The organism is Microbacterium sp. zg-Y625 (genome assembly GCF_030246925.1).
GTDB classification, from domain to species: Bacteria; Actinomycetota; Actinomycetes; order Actinomycetales; family Microbacteriaceae; genus Microbacterium; species Microbacterium jiangjiandongii.
In genome coordinates this window covers 1,852,235-1,869,278 of sequence record NZ_CP126740.1, presented here as the reverse complement: position 1 = coordinate 1,869,278, position 17,044 = coordinate 1,852,235, and the positions used below count along the sequence as shown (strand labels likewise).

The window sequence follows — 17,044 nt, the reverse complement described above, 5'->3', positions numbered from 1 at the left end:
GTGGCTTCGATGCGACAGAGTGAGCCCAGGGCACCCGAGCCCGGATCCGATGCCGCCTTCGCTCCCGACGCCGCTCAGCGGCAGGTGCTCGCCCTCGCGCCGGAGACGTCGGCGGTGGTGGTCGGCGCGCCCGGGACCGGAAAGACCGCCACCCTCGTGGCGCGCGTGCGGGCGCTCGTCGACGCCGGGGTCGACCCCGACACGATCGTGGTGCTCACCTCGAGCCGCACGGCGGCGACGGCGCTGCGTGACCGGCTGGCGCTGGCCGTGGGCCGCGCGACGGCGGGCCCGCTGGCGCGCTCGGTCGCCTCGCTGGCCTTCCAGCTCGTCCGCGCCGCGGCGGTGCACGGCGGCGGGGAGCCCCCGCAGCTGCTGACCGGCGCCGACGAGGACCAGCTGCTGCAGGATCTTCTGGCCGGCGACGCCGAGGACGAAGCCGGGGGAGCATCCCGCTGGCCGGAGTGGCTGCCGGCGCCCATCCGCGGCACGGCGGGGTTCCGCGCCGAGGTGCGCACGTTCCTCGCGGAGTGCACCACCCTCGGGGTGACGCCGGCCCGCCTCGGCGCCCTGGCTCGGCGACTGGAGCTGCCGGCCTGGGAGTCGCTGGCATCGTTCGCGACCGAGTACGAGCGCGTGCGCGCCGACATGCGCGGCGCGCACCGCGATGCCGCGGGGCTCGTGCGCGAAGCCGTCGGCATCCTGCGCACCAGCACCCCGGGAGCGGCGGTGCTCGGGCCCTTCGCCGCGGTGCGCGTGCTGCTGGTCGACGACGCGCAGGAGCTCACCCTCGGCGGTGTCGAGCTGCTCGAGGCCTGCCGCGCACACGGCATCGCCGTCATGGCGTTCGGTGACCCCGACGTCGGCTCGGGGACGTTCCGCGGCGCGTCGCCGCGGAACTTCGCCCGGCTGGCGGCGGCGGCCCCGCCCATCGTCCTCACCGGGGTGCACCGGGGAACGCCGGCGCAGCGGTCTCTGCTGGCGTCGGTCACCGAGCGCATCGGCGCCGTGGGCATCGTCAGCCACCGCGTGCGTCCGGCCGAGCCTGACGACCGGGTGGCGCAGCACGCGTCCGTGCGCGCCTTCACCCTGCGCTCGCCCTCGGAGGAGTTCGACGCCATCGCCCGCCTGCTGCGGGAGCGGCACCTGCGCGATGGGGTGCCATGGGACCGGTGCGCCGTCATCGCCCACGACACCCGCCAGGTCTCGGCCCTCGAGGCGGAGCTGGCGGCGCGCGAGGTGCCCGCCCGCGCGAGCGGCCCCGGCCAGGCGCTGGGCGTGCTGCGCCCGGTGCGCGACCTGCTGCGGGTGGTGGAGCTGTCGGCCCGCCCGACCCAGGAGTGGACCGTCGACGACGTCACCGATGTGCTGCTGGGCGTGACCGCCGGCATGGACCCGGTGGAACTGCGGCGGCTGCGCACGACCCTGCGAGAGACCGAGCTCGCGGCCGGGGGCGAGCGCAGCGGGCACGACCTGCTCGTGTCCGGCATGGCGCGCCCGCTGGAGCTGGAGCTCATCGACACCCGTGAGGCCCGCCGGGCAGCGCGGGTCGCGGGCACCCTCGCGCAGCTGGCCGCGCAGCACGCCGGCGGTGCGACCGTGCACGAGATGCTCTGGACCGCCTGGGAACGTGCGGGGCTGCAGACGCCGTGGGCCGAGGCCGCGCATGGCCACGGGCCGCTGGCCGAGCAGGCGAACCGGGACCTCGACGCGGTGGTCGCGCTCTTCCAGGCCGCGAAGCGGGCGGTGGAGCGCGAGGACGGCGCCCCGCCGCTGGCGTTCGTGCGCGGCATCCTCGACAGCGATGTGGCCGAAGACCGCCTCACGGCGCCTCCGCCCGAGGCCAGCGTGCGGGTGCTGACGCCGGCCGGCTCGCTCGGGCTCGAATTCGACACGGTCGTGGTGGCCGGCGTGCAGGACGGGGTGTGGCCGAACACGCGCCTGCGCGGCAGCCTGCTGGAGACGTGGCGCCTGGCGGGAGCAGTCGAGGGCGACGATGCCGTCGACGTGCTGGACCGGCGACGCCAGGCGATGCACGATGAGCTGCGCCTGTTCGCCCGCGCCGTCTCGCGCGCGACGTCGCAGCTCATCGTCACCGCCGTCGACGACGACGACACCGGACCCAGCGTGCTGTTCGAGCTGCTGCCCGATCCGCAACCCGCGCCGCGGGAGGCAGAGCACCCCCTGACCCTCCGCGGACTCGTCGCCCTGCACCGCCGCGCGTTGACCGACCCCCGTGCCCCCGCAGCGGCGCGCGCCGCCGCCGCCGGCCAGCTGGCCCTGCTCGCCGACGCCGGTGTCGCAGGGGCCGACCCCGCCCAGTGGTACGGGGTCGCCGGCCCGACCACCACCGCGCCGCTGCGGGATCTGGACCGCGAGGACGTGCGGGTGTCGCCCTCGCGCCTGCAGGCGCTGGAGCAGTGCCAGCTGGATTGGGTCATCGCCGAGCTCGGCGGCGACGCGGGCGGCGCGGTGGCGGGCCTCGGCACCCTGATCCACGCGGCCCTCGAGCACGGCGCGGGGCTCGATGAGGAAGGGCTCTGGGACATCGTGCAGCAGCGCTGGAAGGAACTGGACTTCGACGCGGCGTGGCGCGACCGGGCCGAGCGCACCCGAGCGCGGGACCTCGTGCGGCGCCTGCACCGGTACCTGCGCGACGCGGAGCGCGAGGGTGTGACCCTCGTGAGCGCCGAGCCGCACTTCGAGGTGCCGATCCCGCTTCCCGACGCCGGAGAGCACACGGCGGTGCTCAGCGGCTACATCGATCGCGTGGAGATCGGACCCGACGGCTCGGTCGTGATCGTCGACCTCAAGACGGGCAAGACCGAACCCCAGACCGACAAGGCCGTCGCCGACAATCCGCAGCTGGCGGCCTATCAGCTCGCCTTCGAGTCCGGCGCCGTGGCCGCACCCGACGGCGCGCGCCCGGGCGGGGCGAAGCTGCTGGTGCTGCGGCCGACCGCGGCATCCAAGGACTATGTCACCCCGCGCCAGCTGCCCTTCGACGACGACAGTCGTGCCGCCTTCGTGGCGCGCGTCGTCGCCGCCGTCGATGTCATGCGGGGCACCTCCTTCGTCGCGCCCTACGAGGAGCACTGCCGCGATGAGCATTCGTACGGCCTCTGCCGGATCCATACGATCGGTGCGGTGAGCTCATGAACGGCGTCATCTCGGCCCAGGCCATCGCCGCGGCGCTCGGGCAGTTCCCGCCCACGCCCGAGCAGGCCGCCGTCATCGAGTCGCCCCTGCAGCCGGGCCTCGTCGTCGCCGGCGCCGGCAGCGGCAAGACCGAGACGATGGCGGGCCGGGTGGTGTGGCTCGTCGCCAACGGCCTGGTGCGACGCGATCAGGTGCTGGGGCTGACCTTCACCCGCAAGGCTGCCGGCGAGCTGGCCGAGCGCATCCACAAGCGGCTGCAGCGCCTGGCGGAGTTCGAGCGGCGCGGGCTGCTGGCGCACCTCCCCGCGCTGCACGCCCAGGGGCGTCTCGACGCCTTCGCCGACGCGCAGAACGACGCCGCGCGGCGGGCGCTCCTCGCGGACCTCGTCTCCGCCACCGGCGCCGTGCCAGACGACGCCGACGACGAGTCGCTGCTGCACCGGCCCACGGTGTCGACGTACAACAGCTTCGCCGATGCGATCGTGCGCGAACACGCCGTGCGCATCGGCCGCGACGGCCAGGCGGCGGTGCTCAGCGACTCCGCGGCCTGGCTCCTCATGCGCCGCGTCGTGCTCGCCTCGGAGGATCCGCGGCTGGAGGAGCGCGGCGAGTCGGTGCGCAGCATCATCGACGCGGCGCTGCGCATCGCCCGCGACAGCGTCGACAACCTCGTTCCCCTGGCGGAGCTCGCCGCCTTCCCGGAGCGGTTCGCGGATGTCGTCGAGCGTCCCTCCGAGAACAAGCGCACCGTCGTGTACGCCGAGATCGCGCGCGCCGCCGAGAAGGTCGGCGCCCTCTCCCTGCTGGCGGAGCTGGCCGCCGAGTACGACCGGCAGAAGGCACGGCTCGGGGTCATCGACTTCTCGGACCAGGTCGCGGGCGCCCTCGAAGTCGTGCGCAGCCACGAGTCGGTGGCCGCAGAGCTGCGCGATCGCTACCGCGTCGTGCTGCTGGACGAATACCAGGACACGTCGGTCGTGCAGACGGACCTGCTGGCCACCCTCTTCCGGGGCACCGGGGTCATGGCGGTCGGTGACCCGCACCAGTCGATCTACGGGTGGCGGGGGGCGAGCGCCGGCAACCTCGGCGACTTCGCGCGGGCGTTCGCCGGTGACGGCGAGAGTGGCCGTTTCGCCCTGCGCACGAGCTGGCGCAACAGCCGGCGGGTGCTGACGGCCGCGAACGCCGTGCTGGCCCCCCTCGCGGCGACCGCGCCGGTGCCGGTGGACGAGCTGCTGGCGCGCCCCGGCGCCCCCGCGGGCGACGTGCAGATCGCGTTCGACGACGACCTGGATGCCGAGACGGAGCGCGTCGCCCAGTGGTTCGCCGACGTGCGTGACCGCCGCGCCGCCGCCGGGCAGGCCACCACGGGCGCGATCCTCTTCCGCAGCAAGAAGCACATGGTGCGTTTCGGCGATGCGCTCGCGCGTCGCGGCATCCCGCACCGCATCCTGGGGCTCGGCGGCCTGCTGTCCACCCCCGAGGTCGTCGACGTGGTCTCCGCGCTGCGGGTGATCGCCGACCCGACGGCGGGCTCCGCCCTCATCCGGCTGCTGTCCGGGCCCCGCTGGGCGATCGGGCTGGCGGACCTGCGTGCGCTGGCGGAGCTCGCTCGCCGCATCGTGCGCCACGACCACGCCCTCCGGCCCCTCGCGCCCGAGGTGGCCGAGCGGCTGCGCGGTTCGGCCGGGCAGGATCAGGGGTCGCTCATCGATGCGCTCGACTTCGTGCTGCGGCATCCCGCGGACCACGGGTGGCTCGCCGGGTTCACGCCGGCGGCGCGCGAGCGACTGCGCGAGGCCGGGGCGGTCTTCGCGGGCCTGCGGCGTGCGGCGCGGCTTCCCATCCCCGAGCTGGTGCGGCTCATCGAGCTCGAGCTGCGGCTCGACGTCGAACTCGCCGCGAACGAGGCGCGCGGTCCCGCCCGCATCGCCTCGGAGCAGCTGCGCGCCTTCGTCGACGAGCTGCACGGCTTTCTCGCCGCGGACGAGACAGGGTCGCTCTCGAGTCTGCTGGCCTGGCTCGACCACGCCGAGAAGCTCGACGAATTCGCCCCCCGCACCGAGCCGCCCGAGGACGACGTCGTGCAGCTGCTGACGATCCACGGCTCCAAGGGGCTCGAGTGGGACGCCGTGGCGGTGGTGCGCCTGGTGAAGGACGAGCTGCCCACCGCGGCGAAGGACACCAAGGGCTGGTTGTCGTTCGGCGTGCTGCCGTACGAGTTCCGCGGCGACGCCCCGTGGCTGCCGCGGTTCCGCTGGCACCGCGACGACGCGCCGACGCAGCAGGCCTTGAAGACGGCCCTCGAGGACTTCGTCGCCGCCCAGCGCGCGCGTCAGCTCGAGGAGGACCGCAGGCTGGCCTATGTGGCGGTCACCCGCGCGCGCGATCACCTGCTCATGAGCGGCTCGAGCTGGTCGGGCACGCGCAGCGCCCGGGATCCGGGCGTCTTCCTGGTCGAGATGGCGCAGGCGCTCGGCATCGAGCCGCCCGATCCGCAGCCCGATGAGAACCCGTACCTGGGGGAGCGTCGCCTGCTCACCTGGCCGATCGACCCGCTGGGCGGGCGCGCGCACGCCGTGCACGCCGCGGCCGAGGCGGTGCGCGCGGCGCAGGCGACGCCGCGGCCGCAGCCGCATCCCGAGCTCGAGCTGCTGCTGGCGGAGCGCGCGGCCCGCGCCGCCGACAGGGTGCGCTCGGCACCCACCCGCATTCCGGCCTCGCGCTACAAGGACTACGTCAGCGACTTCGCCGGCACCGTCGCCGCCGTCGCGCGGCCGCTGCCGGAGCGGCCGTACCGTCAGACGCGTCTGGGGACGCTCTTCCACGCGTGGGTGGAGCACCGCTCGGGCCTGGTCGGCGCCGGGTCATCGACCGACGACGCGCTGTGGGAGCTCGACGACGACACCGGTGACGGCGCGGCTCCGCTGTCGGCCGATGACGTCGAGGCGATGGCCCAGCTGAAGGAGGCGTTCGCCGCCACCGAGTGGGCGCCGCTGCGCCCGATCGAGGTCGAGACCGAGATCGACTTCACGATGACCGGGCCCGACGGCCGGGAGCACGTCATCATCTGCAAGCTCGACGCCGTCTACCGCCGGGGAGAGCGCTACGAGATCGTCGACTGGAAGACCGGTCGCCCGCCGGCGACGGCGGCCGAGCGCGAGCAGCGCATGGTGCAGCTGGAGCTGTACCGCACGGCGTACCACGCCAAGCACGGCGTGCCGGTGGAGCTCATCGACGTCGCCCTCGTCTACGTCGGCGCGGGAGTCGTGCTGCGGGGCTGAGCCCAGCGACGTGGCACCGCCGCGTTCCCCGGCGTGCCGGCGCCGTTGCTACTCCGCGGTGCGCCAGCGACGCAGGGCGTTGCGGGCTGCGTCGTCGCGCTCCTGCTCGTGGGCGGGACCGGCGGCGCTGTCGCCGCGGTCGGCTTCGTCTGCGGCCTCGGCCGAGGTGCGGGCGGGGGCAGTGCCGGACGCCCCGTCGTCCGAGGAGAACAGCGAGAGCTCGAGGGGCTGGGTCGGCTGGGCGGTGGGGTCGGTGTCGCTGTCGGCGGTGTCCTGGGCGAACATCGAGAGCATCGAGGGGTCGTATGTGTCGGTCTGCATCGACGTGTCGACGATCTCGCCGGTGGCATCCGACATGCGGCCCACGCGGGCCAGGGCGTCGTCGACGTCGACCGCGTCGGCCGAGACCAGCGGCGTCTCGCCGACTCCTTCGGCGAGCGATTCCAGCAGGGCGACGGCGTCGCTCACGACGCTCTCGCTGCCGGCGGCCTGCCCGTGCACGAGCCACTTCGCGAACTCCAGTTCGGCGTAGAGGCGCGCGCGGTCGCGCAGCCGAGCGTCGGGTGCACGGTGGGCCCGGCCCAGGTACCCGGCGTACACGTCTTCGGCGGCCCCGGGCGCGGATGCCAGCCATCGCAGGTCCGCCGCGGGGTCGCCGACGCTCAGGCCATGCCAGTCCAGCAGCCCGGTGACGGTGGGAACGTCGTTCACATCTTCGAGCAGGAAGGCGGTGGGCTCGACCCCGCCGAGCGTCACAGCGGCATCGAAACGCCAGAGCTCGTCCGCGGCGAGAGCCGTGCTCCAACGCCGCAGCAGGGCGAAGGGGAGGAGCCCGGTGGCTTCGGCCCGATCCAGCATCCGCTCCGCCTCGTCACGCACCTGCGCGGGCGTGCGGGCGGGCAGACCCGCGTCGCGCACGACCGAGACGGGGAGGCCATGGACGTCGGCGATCGCGGCGCCCAGCGAGGTCGCGACACCGCGCCCGGGCGGCACGTGCGCCGCCTCGACACGGTAGCCCGGCAGCAGGTCGGACACGACCACCCGTGAGCCGCCGAGCCCTGCTTCGCCCAGCACCTCGGGAGCACGGAAGGGCAGCACGCCCCGCACGCCGGCCGACAGGGCCCGCAGCACGCGCACCTGCGCCACCAGCTCGTCGTCGGCCTCGGGGGAGTTCGCCACCCGCACGACCACGCGGCGGCCGTCGTCGAGGTCGGCCACCGCCGCATCGAAGCGGCCGGCGGCGCTTTCGGTCAGCTCTCCGACCCCGACGACGGCGACCCGGGGAAGGGCCGACGTGACCGACGCGGCTAGAGTGAAGGGAGAGCGTGCCATGCCCACAAGGGTAGGTCGCGCGCGCTCCGTTCACCCCCGCGCCACGCCCGCAAGAGAGGTCCCGGATGACGGTGCCCGAGAGCCCGCAGCCCGCGTCGCCCGTGCAGATCGGGCTGGACCGGGCTGCCCACGAGCGCGCCGCGGAGGGCCTGCTCGACGAGGCACGCGCACGTCCCGACGCCCGCGTGCTCGTGGTGCACGGCGATCGCGCGCCGCTGACGGCCGACGGCGCCCTGCGCTGGCTGCGCCCGCGCGAGGTCGCGGGCGACGTGACGTGGGCCTTTCTCGGACGCGATGCCGACGGCGTGCCGCTGCTGCTTGCGGCCGCCACGGCCGACGCCGAGGTTCCCGCGGTCGCCGAGACCTGGGGAGCGCTCCGCGCGGTCGGCGGCGAGCTCGCCCCCGCCGACGCCGACGCGTTCGTCGCCGCGCTGAGCCTCGGACGGTGGCTGCTGGAGGCCCCCTTCTGCCCCGCGTGCGGCTCGGCGACCCGCGTGCACGCGGCCGGCTGGGCCCGCACGTGCCAGGGCTGCGGCAGAGAGCATTTCCCCCGCACCGATCCCGCCGTCATCGTGGCCGTCACCAGTCCCGATCGGCAGCGTCTGCTTCTCGGGTCCAATGCGATGTGGGCCCAGCACAATCGGTACTCCACCTTCGCCGGGTTCGTCGAAGCGGGGGAGTCGCTCGAGACCGCCGTCGAGCGTGAGGTGCACGAAGAGGCGGGAGTGCGGCTGAGCGCATTGCGATACGGCGGCTCGCAGGCATGGCCCTATCCGCGCTCGCTCATGCTCGGCTTTCACGCCGTGGCCGACGATGAGCAGGCGGCGCGCGCCGACGGCGAAGAGATCGTCGCCGTGCGCTGGTTCACCCGGCACGAGATCGCCGAGGCCCTCGCCGGCGGTGGCGACGTGCTGCTGCCGGGCACCGCCTCGATCGCCCACCGCCTCATCACCGACTGGCTCGAGGGACGCGCGTGAGCACCGTTCCCCTCGCTGGGCTCGACGACGCGCAGCTGCAGGCGGCCACCGCGCTGCGGGGACCGGTGTGCGTGCTCGCCGGTGCCGGCACCGGCAAGACCCGGGTCATCACGCACCGCATCGCACACGGCGTCGACACGGGCGCGTACTCGCCCTCGCGCGTCATGGCGGTGACCTTCACGACGAAGGCCGCCGGCGAGCTGCGCGGCAGGCTGCGCGCGCTGGGCGTGCCGGGGGTCGCCGCCCGCACCTTCCACGCGGCGGCGCTCGCCCAGCTGAACTTCTTCTGGCCGCAGCTGGCCGGCGGCAGCGCGCCGTCGATCGTCAACGGCAAGGTGCGCATGCTGGCCCACGCCGCCGACACCCTCGGGTTCGATCCCGGCCCCATGGCGCTGCGCGACGTCGCCGCCGAGATCGAATGGCGCAAGGTCACGATGCGCAGCATCGAGGAGTACGCCGTCGCGCGCCCGCGCGGGGTCGCCGGCCTCGACCTGTCGCAGGTGGTCGACCTGCAGCGTGCCTACGAGAAGCTCAAGGACGAGCGACACCAGCTGGATTTCGAGGATGTTCTGCTGGCGTGCGCCGGCATGATCGAAACCGAGCCGCACGTGGCCGCCGCGGTCAGGGAGCAGTACCGCCACTTCACGGTCGATGAGTTCCAGGACGTGTCGCCGGTGCAGTACCGGCTGCTCGAACTGTGGCTGGGGGAGCGGCGGGACCTCTGCGTCGTGGGTGACGCCAGCCAGACGGTGTACTCGTTCGCCGGTGCCGACCCGCAGTTCCTGGTGGGGTTCGCCGAGCGGCATCCCGACGCCCGCGTGGTGCGGCTGGAACGCAACTACCGGTCGGATGCCGCCATCCTGGCGGTGGCCAACGAGCTCATGCGCGACCGACCGGGCGCCCTCGCGCTGGTGTCGGCCGCCGGCGATGAGCCCGGTCCCACCCCTACGGTCGCCACGTACTCCGACGACGCCGCCGAGGCGGCGGGCGTCGCCCGGGCGATCGCCGCTCAGCTCGCGGCGGGCGTCGACCCGGAGAGCATCGCGGTGCTCTACCGCGCCAACTCGCAGTCCGCGCCGATTCTCGCCGCCCTCGCGGATCGGCAGATCCCGGCCACGGTGCTCGGCGGCAAGCGATTCTTCGACCTGCCCGAGGTGCGCCAGGCGATCCTCGAGCTGCGCGCGGCGACGGTGGCGCCTCTGGACACGGCGTTCCTGCCGACGGTGCGCGACATCCTTCGACGCGCCGGGCTGACCGACGAGGCGCCGCCGGCGGGCGGCGCGGTGCGGGATGCCTGGGAGGCGCGGGCGGCGATCCTGCGTCTCGCCGAAGAATCGCCGGAGGGAACGACCCTGCGCGCCTTCACCGACGACCTCATCGCCCGCGCGAAGGACCAGCACGAACCCGCGCTGCGCACCGTCACGCTGGCGACCCTCCACGCCGCCAAGGGCCTGGAGTGGGACCACGTGCACCTCATCGGCATGGCCGAGGGGCTGCTGCCCATCTCGTACGCGAACACCCTCGAGACCATCGACGAGGAGCGCAGACTCGCGTACGTGGGCATCACGCGCGCCGCGCGGACGCTGTCGCTGTCGTGGGCACGGGGAACGGGACAACGGGAGCGAGCGGTGTCGCGCTTCGTGCGGGAGATCGGCACAGGCAGTCTTCGTGCGGCGGATTCGCGTGCCACGTCACCCGCCCGCGGCGGCCGAGGATCGTCGCCGACCGGCCCGCGCGGTCCGGGCGGGCGCTGAGCAGCCGCACGCTGAGGGCGGCGGCGTCGTACAGGATGCCGCGGGGCGTGTCCGGTGCCGGGAGGGTCAGCAGCTGGGCGGCGATCACCGGCCAGGCCGCGTCGGCGTCGCGGCGGTGGGCATGCGTGCACGCGGTGCACGCGGTCCTCCCCGGCACCACCGAGGGCCCGACGCAGACGCGGTCGTGCGCGAGCACGAACGGCAGGTGGGTGATGTCCTCGCGCATGAAGCGCGCGGCGCGCCGCGGATCGAGCACGTGCGCCGCGACCGCCACCACCGGCGCCCCGGCGCCCACGGGAAGCGCGGGAACGTCCCACCACGGTGCGACCTCCGGCGCGGCGCCGGCCTCGGTGAAGGCGTCGGTGAGCACCTCGGCCATGCGCGTCGGCAGATCGTGCGGCAGCTCCAGGCGCAGCGGCAGCGCGGGCGCGTCCTCGCCCTCGCGCAGCACCGGCGCCAGGAGCTGCCGCAGGTCCGCGGCCGCCGCAGCATCGGCCCCGAACGCCCGCGCACAGGCGTCGTAGGCGCTCGCGGGGATGCCGTCGACCAGCGCCGCGACCATCCGCTCCTGCCACGGCGACAGGTGGTCGATCACGGCGAGGGCCTCGGCCCCGAACTGCAGACTCGTGGCGCTGCGCCACAGCGGCGGCTGGCGGGGGTCGACACGGAGCATGACCCGATTGTGCGCCGGGGCGGCGCCCACCGTCCGCGCTGTCCACAGGACGTCGCCCTCCGCCGTGCCCGTGCGGGCTGGGGAGGAGACGAGGGGCTCCGCTCAGACGGGGCGGGGTCCTTCCGGCTCGTCGCCGGCCCCGCCATCCGTCGCAGGCTCGTCGCCGGCCGCGGCATCCGTCGCCTCGTCGCCGGGGGCGCCAGGGGTCTCGTCCCGGTCCGCGGCGGCCTCCTCCGAGGCCGCCTGGTTCAGCAGGGCCTCGAGGGCGTCGTCCATCGCATCGCGCTGGGGCTCGTCGCCGCGTGCCCGCGCCTGCAGGCGGGCCACGAGGGCGGCCGGGTCGTCGATGTCCTCGGCGGTGGGCATGAGGTCGGGGTAGTCCCAGAGGCCGTCGCGGTCGGCTGCACCCACCGCGTCGGTGACGGCGCGCCACATCGCTGCGGCCTCGCGCAGACGCCGGGGGCGCAGCTCGAGCCCGACGAGCGACCCGAGGGCCTGCTCTGCGGGGCCCCCCACCGCGCGGCGGCGGCGCACCACCTCGGCGATGCGGTCGGCTTCGGGAAGACGGGCGGTGGCGGCGTCCGTGACGACGTCGACCCAGCCCTCGATGAGGGCGAGCAGGTTCTCGAGCCGCGCGAGCGCCGCCGTCTGCGCCTCGGAGCGCTGGGGGAGCAGGGCGCCGCTCTCGAGCGCCTGGCGCAGCTCCTCGGGCTGTGACGGGTCGAACCGCGAGGCGAGATCCTCCAGCGCACTGGTGTCGACGTGGATGCCGCGGGCGAACTCGGTCACCTGGGAGATGACGTGCAGCCGCAGCCACCGGGCGTGGCGGAACAAGCGCGCGTGGGCGAGTTCGCGCGTGGCCAGGTACAGCGCGAGCTGGTCGTCGGCGATGCCGAGGTCGCGGCCGAAGTCGGCGAAGTTCTGGGGCAGGATCGCCGCCTCGCCGGCGGGCATGACCGGAAGGCCCACGTCGCCGCCGCTGACGACCTCGGTCGACAGCCGTCCGACGACGGCGCCCAGCTGGGCGGCGAACAGCGACCCGCCGACGGTGCGCATGAGCCGGCCGGCGCCCTGCACGACGGCCCGCATCTCCTCGGGCACCTGTTCGTTAAGGGCCGCGGTGAGTGCGTCGGCGATGCTGAGGGCGACCGGCTCGGCGAGCTCCTGCCAGACGGGCAGGGTGGCTTCGACCCATCCGCCCCGGGTGAGGGTGCGCGGCGCCTGGGTCAGCTCCGAGATGGTCGTGGCCTCGCTCAGCCACAGGTTCGCCAGCGCGAACGCCTCACCGAGGTCGGTGCGCTCCCCGCTGCTGATGCCGAGGCCCTCCTGGTTGGCGATGTGCAGCGCCTGACGCTTGGCGATGTCCCACGAGATGCCCTCCGCCGGGGCCTGCGAGAACGCGCTCTGCATCTGCTGCATCATCGCGGACATCATCGCCGGGTCGATGCCCATGCCCGACAGGCGGGAGAGCTGCTCCGGGTCGATCGCGCCGGGCTGACCCCCCAAGAGCCGGCGCAGCAGTTCCTGGAACTCATCCTCGGGGGAGCGGTCTTCGCCGTCGGCCATGTCAGGCGCCTTTCAGCAGGTGGGGGGTGTCCCGTTCTACGCTAGTGGCACCCTTCCCTCGCACCACCCGGCTGGTTTTCGCCGGTCGCGAACGACCTGGCACAGAAAGGCCCGCCGTTGGCCCTCTTCGATGAGAACGTCACCCTCGTCCCGGCACCGCGCCGCCGGCTGCCCCGGGGTGCGGTGGCGGGCATCTGGTCCCTCGTCGTTGCGCTCGTGGTGCTGCTCGCGCTGACCTTCCTCCCCACCGCCTACGTCATCCAGCAGCCGGGGCCGGTGTACGACACCCTCGGCACGGCGCGCACGGGCGACGGCGAGGAGGTGCCGCTCATCTCTATCGAAGGTGCCGAGACGTACCCCACCGCCGGCACCCTGGACCTGCTGACTGTGCAGGTGGTCGGCAACCGCGACCGCACTCCGTCGTGGTTCGAGCTGGCGCTGGCGTGGTTCGACCGCACGCGCGCCGTCGTCCCCATCGACGAGGTGTTCCCCGCGGGTCAGACGACCGAGCAGCGCAACGAGGAGAGCTCGGCCATGATGGTCGACTCCCAGCAGGAGGCCACCGCGGCTGCCCTGAGTGAACTCGGCTACGACGTCGGCGCGCAGCTGACGGTGTACTCGCTGACCGACGATTCCGCAGCGAGCGGCGCCGTCGAGACGGGCGATGTCATCGTCGCCGTCGATGGCCGGCCCGTCGCCGACGCCGCCGAGGTGCGGGCGATCGTCGCCGAGCGCGCCGGCGAGCCGGTGACCCTGACCGTGGAGCGCGACGGGACCGCACGCGACGTGACGGTGACGCCGCGAGAGGAAGAGGCCGACGGGGGGACGGTGTGGCTCCTGGGGGTCACCCTCATGCAGGATTACGACTTCCCGCTGGACGTCACCATCCAGCTCGACAACGTCGGGGGCCCGAGCGCCGGCATGATGTTCGCCCTCGGGATCATGGACGTGCTGACCCCGGGCGAACTCAACGGCGGTGCCGATGTGGCCGGCACCGGCACGATCACGGGCGCCGGCGACATCGGCCCGATCGGCGGCATCCGTCAGAAGATGTGGGGCGCCGAGGATGCCGGGGCGGAGATCTTCCTCGCACCAGCCGCCAACTGCGGCGAGGTGGTCGGTTACGTCCCCGACGGGCTGCAGGTCTTCGCCGTGCAGACCCTCGACGACGCGCTCGAGGTGCTCGAGACGGTGCGCGACGACGGCGACCTGACGGCGCTGGCATCCTGCGAATCGTGACCTGAGCGCATGCTCGGCATCTCCTCGGCATCCCCTCGGAGTGGGGACGCCTAGGATTAGGGGGTGACCACGACCTCACCGCCGAATCAGGCCACGCCCAGCACCTCGCGCCGCGCCATCACGATCACGCTCGCGATCATCGCCGCGCTCGTCGTGGCGTTCTTCGCGTTCTCCAACCTCTACGCCGATTGGCTCTGGTACGAGCAGCTCGGCTTCGACAGCGTGCTGGTCACGCAGTGGACCGCGCGGGTGACGATGTTCCTCGTCGGCTTCTTCGCGATGGCGGTGCCGGTGTGGATCGCGATCCAGCTCGCCTACCGCCTCCGACCTGTCTACGCGCGGCTCAGCTCGCAGCTGGACCGCTATCAGGAGGTCGTCGAGCCGCTGCGTCGCCTGGCGATGTGGGGCATTCCGGTCTTCTTCGGCTTCTTCGCCGGCTTCGCCGCCTCGTCGCAGTGGGAGACCACGTGGCTGTGGCTCAACGGCGTAGCCACCGACGTGGCGGATCCCGAGTTCGGTCTCGACACCGGGTTCTACCTCTTCGCCATGCCGTTCTACTCGGCTGTGGTCGGGTTCGTCTCGGCGGTGCTGCTGATCTGCCTGCTCGTCACGGCCGTCGTGTCGTACCTCTACGGATCCGTGCGCGTGGGGCAGCGGGAGCTGCGCATCTCCAAGTCCGCCCGCATCCAGCTCGCGGTCCTCGCGGGCCTGTACCTCCTGGTGCAGGCGGCGAGCCTGTGGCTCGACCGCTACCGCAACCTCGTGGAGGACAGCGACCGCATCACCGGCGCCAGCTACATCGACGTCAACGCGATCATCCCCGGTCAGGCGATCCTCGCGGTCATCGCCGCACTCGTCGCGGTGCTCTTCTTCGTCACCGCGATCATCGGCCGCTGGCGCTACCCGCTCATCGCGACCGCGCTGCTGATCGTGTCGTCGCTCGTGGTCGGCGTCGCCTACCCGTGGTTCGTCTTCAACGTGCAGGTGCGCCCGAACCAGCAGACGCTGGAGATGCCGTACTTCGAGCGCAACCTCGAGGCGACCAAGGCCGCCTACGGCATCGACGACCTGGAACGCACCGACTTCGAGGCCGTGACCGACGTCGAGCCCGGGCAGCTGCGCGAGGACGCCGACACGACGGCATCCATCCGCATCATGGACCCGGCCATCATCAACCCGACCGTTCGCCAGATCGAGCAGTACCGGTCTTACTACCAGTTCACCGATCCGCTGGACGTCGACCGCTACGAGATCGACGGACAGTCCCAGGACGCCGTGGTGTCGGTGCGCGAGCTCAACCTCGACCAGCTCGGAAACGCGGCGTCGTGGTACAACACGACCCTCGTCTACACGCACGGCTACGGACTCGTGGCCGCCAAGGGCAACGAGCGCACCGCCGACGGCAACCCGGTGTTCATCGAACGCGGCATCCCCGTCACCGGTGAGCTCTCCGAGATCGGCGACGGCTTCGAGCCGCGGGTCTACTTCGGCGAGTACTCGCCGACGTACTCCATCGTGGGTGCCCCCGCGGACCGCGCCCCGATCGAGCTGGACTACCCCAGCGGCGAAGACGGCGCCAACGAGACCAAGACGACCTTCGAGGGCGACGGCGGCCCGAGCGTGGGCAACATGTTCAACCGCCTCATCTACGCCCTGAAGTTCCAGGCGACGGACCTGCTCTTCTCCGACGCCATCAACGACGACTCGCAGATCCTCTACGACCGCGACCCGCTGACCCGCGTGCAGAAGGCCGCTCCGTACCTCGAGCTCGACAACGACCCGTACCCGAGCGTCGTGGACGGCCGCATCGTCTGGATCGTCGACGGCTACACGCTGAGCTCCAACTACCCGTACTCCAGCACGGTGAGCCTGAGCGACGCGATCTCCGACTCGACCAACCCCACCCCCACCGTGGCGCTGGACAACATCAACTACATCCGCAACTCGGTGAAGGCCACCGTCGACGCCTATGACGGCTCCGTCACGCTGTACGCGTGGGACACCGAGGACCCGCTGCTGCAGGCGTGGCAGAAGGTCTACCCCTCGACGCTCGAGCCCATCTCCGAGATGTCCGGCGAGCTGATGAGCCACGTGCGCTACCCGACCGATCTGTTCAAGGTGCAGCGGGCCATGCTCGGCAACTACCACGTCGAAGACGCGCAGTCGCTGTACCAGCGCGACAACGCGTGGAAGACGCCGAACGACCCGCAGGAAGACTCGCAGCTGCAGCCGCCGTACTACCTGACGATGCAGATGCCTGGTCAGGAGAACCCCGCCTACTCGATGTTCACCACGTTCATCCCCGGTGGTGAGGACACGCGCAACGTGCTCATGGGCTACCTCGCGGTGGACTCCGACGCCGGTGCGGAGGACGGCACGAAGGCCGAGGACTACGGCAGCCTCCGCATGCTGATCGTGGATGCCGAGACGCCCGTGCCCGGCCCCGGACAGGTGCAGAACACGTTCAACGCCGACCCCGGTGTGTCGTCGTTCGTGAACATCCTGCAGCAGGGTCAGTCGCAGGTGCTCAACGGCAACCTGTTGACGCTGCCTGTCGGCGGCGGCCTGCTCTACGTGCAGCCGGTGTTCGTGCAGTCCTCGGGTGCCACGAAGCTCCCGACCCTGCAGAAGGTGCTGGTCGGCTTCGGCGACGAGGTCGCGTTCGAGGACACGCTGCAGGACGCCCTCGACGTCCTCTTCGGCGGCGACTCCGGTGCCGTCACCGGTGACGAGGGCGTGACGCCCGCCGACCCGATCGATCCGGACGCCCCGGTGGATCCGGACGCCCCTGTGACCCCGGTCGTGCCGGTCGACGAGTACCAGTCGGCGCTCGACGCCGCGCGGGACGCGATGACCGCTCGCCAGGCAGCCCTTCAGGCGGGGGACCTCACGGCCTTCGCCGAGGCCGACAAGGATCTGACGGCAGCGGTGGAGACCCTGCTGCGGCTGAGCGAGCAGGGCGCGGGCACCGACGGCGGTTCGACCGACGGCGAGTGAGCCGGCGCGTCACGGACGCGTGATCTGACGAGAGGGCCTCCGGGCGGAGCGGCTGCACACAGCACC

Annotated in this window: 8 protein-coding genes; 6 read left to right on the top strand and 2 right to left on the bottom strand. The window is 73.0% G+C overall.

What is annotated here, in order from left to right; genetic code table 11:
* Nucleotides 1–9 precede the first annotated feature (9 nt).
* Together QNO14_RS08575 and QNO14_RS08570 are read left to right on the top strand one after the other, a co-directional pair.
* The gene (locus QNO14_RS08575; protein WP_257506312.1) at nt 10–3,156 is read left to right on the top strand and encodes an ATP-dependent helicase; all 3,147 of its coding nucleotides are present in this window, start codon (nt 10–12) and stop codon (nt 3,154–3,156) included.
* On the top strand, nt 3,153–6,440 hold the full coding sequence (locus tag QNO14_RS08570) for an ATP-dependent helicase (RefSeq protein ID WP_257506311.1): 3,288 nt from the start codon (nt 3,153–3,155) through the stop codon (nt 6,438–6,440). The genes QNO14_RS08575 and QNO14_RS08570 overlap by 4 nt, the downstream gene beginning before the upstream one ends.
* A gap of 48 nt (nt 6,441–6,488) precedes the next feature.
* On the opposite strand, the gene QNO14_RS08565 is transcribed toward QNO14_RS08570, so the two are convergent.
* The gene (locus tag QNO14_RS08565) at nt 6,489–7,772 is read right to left on the bottom strand and encodes a phosphotransferase (protein WP_257493151.1); all 1,284 of its coding nucleotides are present in this window, start codon (nt 7,770–7,772) and stop codon (nt 6,489–6,491) included.
* Nucleotides 7,773–7,837: 65 nt separating this feature from the next.
* On the opposite strand from QNO14_RS08565, the gene nudC reads away from it, so the two are divergent.
* Nucleotides 7,838–8,749, top strand: coding sequence for an NAD(+) diphosphatase (gene nudC, locus QNO14_RS08560; RefSeq protein WP_257506310.1), 912 nt, complete (start codon nt 7,838–7,840; stop codon nt 8,747–8,749).
* Entirely contained in the window at nt 8,746–10,503 is a 1,758-nt protein-coding gene (locus tag QNO14_RS08555) for an ATP-dependent helicase (protein ID WP_257506309.1), read from the top strand. Before nudC ends, QNO14_RS08555 begins: the two co-directional genes overlap by 4 nt.
* A 775-nt stretch (nt 10,504–11,278) precedes the next feature.
* Here QNO14_RS08555 and QNO14_RS08550 read toward each other — a convergent pair.
* Nucleotides 11,279–12,742, bottom strand: coding sequence for a zinc-dependent metalloprotease (locus QNO14_RS08550; protein ID WP_257506308.1), 1,464 nt, complete (start codon nt 12,740–12,742; stop codon nt 11,279–11,281).
* Between the two features lie 117 nt (nt 12,743–12,859).
* On the opposite strand from QNO14_RS08550, the gene QNO14_RS08545 reads away from it, so the two are divergent.
* Together QNO14_RS08545 and QNO14_RS08540 are read left to right on the top strand one after the other, a co-directional pair.
* A complete protein-coding gene (locus QNO14_RS08545) occupies nt 12,860–13,981 on the top strand; it encodes a YlbL family protein (RefSeq protein WP_257506307.1) in 1,122 nt (373 codons plus the stop codon).
* A 63-nt stretch (nt 13,982–14,044) separates the two neighbouring features.
* Nucleotides 14,045–16,978 carry a UPF0182 family membrane protein gene (locus QNO14_RS08540; protein ID WP_257506306.1) on the top strand — a complete coding sequence of 978 codons (2,934 nt, stop codon included), beginning with the start codon at nt 14,045–14,047 and terminating at the stop codon, nt 16,976–16,978.
* The last annotated feature ends 66 nt before the right edge of the window (nt 16,979–17,044 follow it).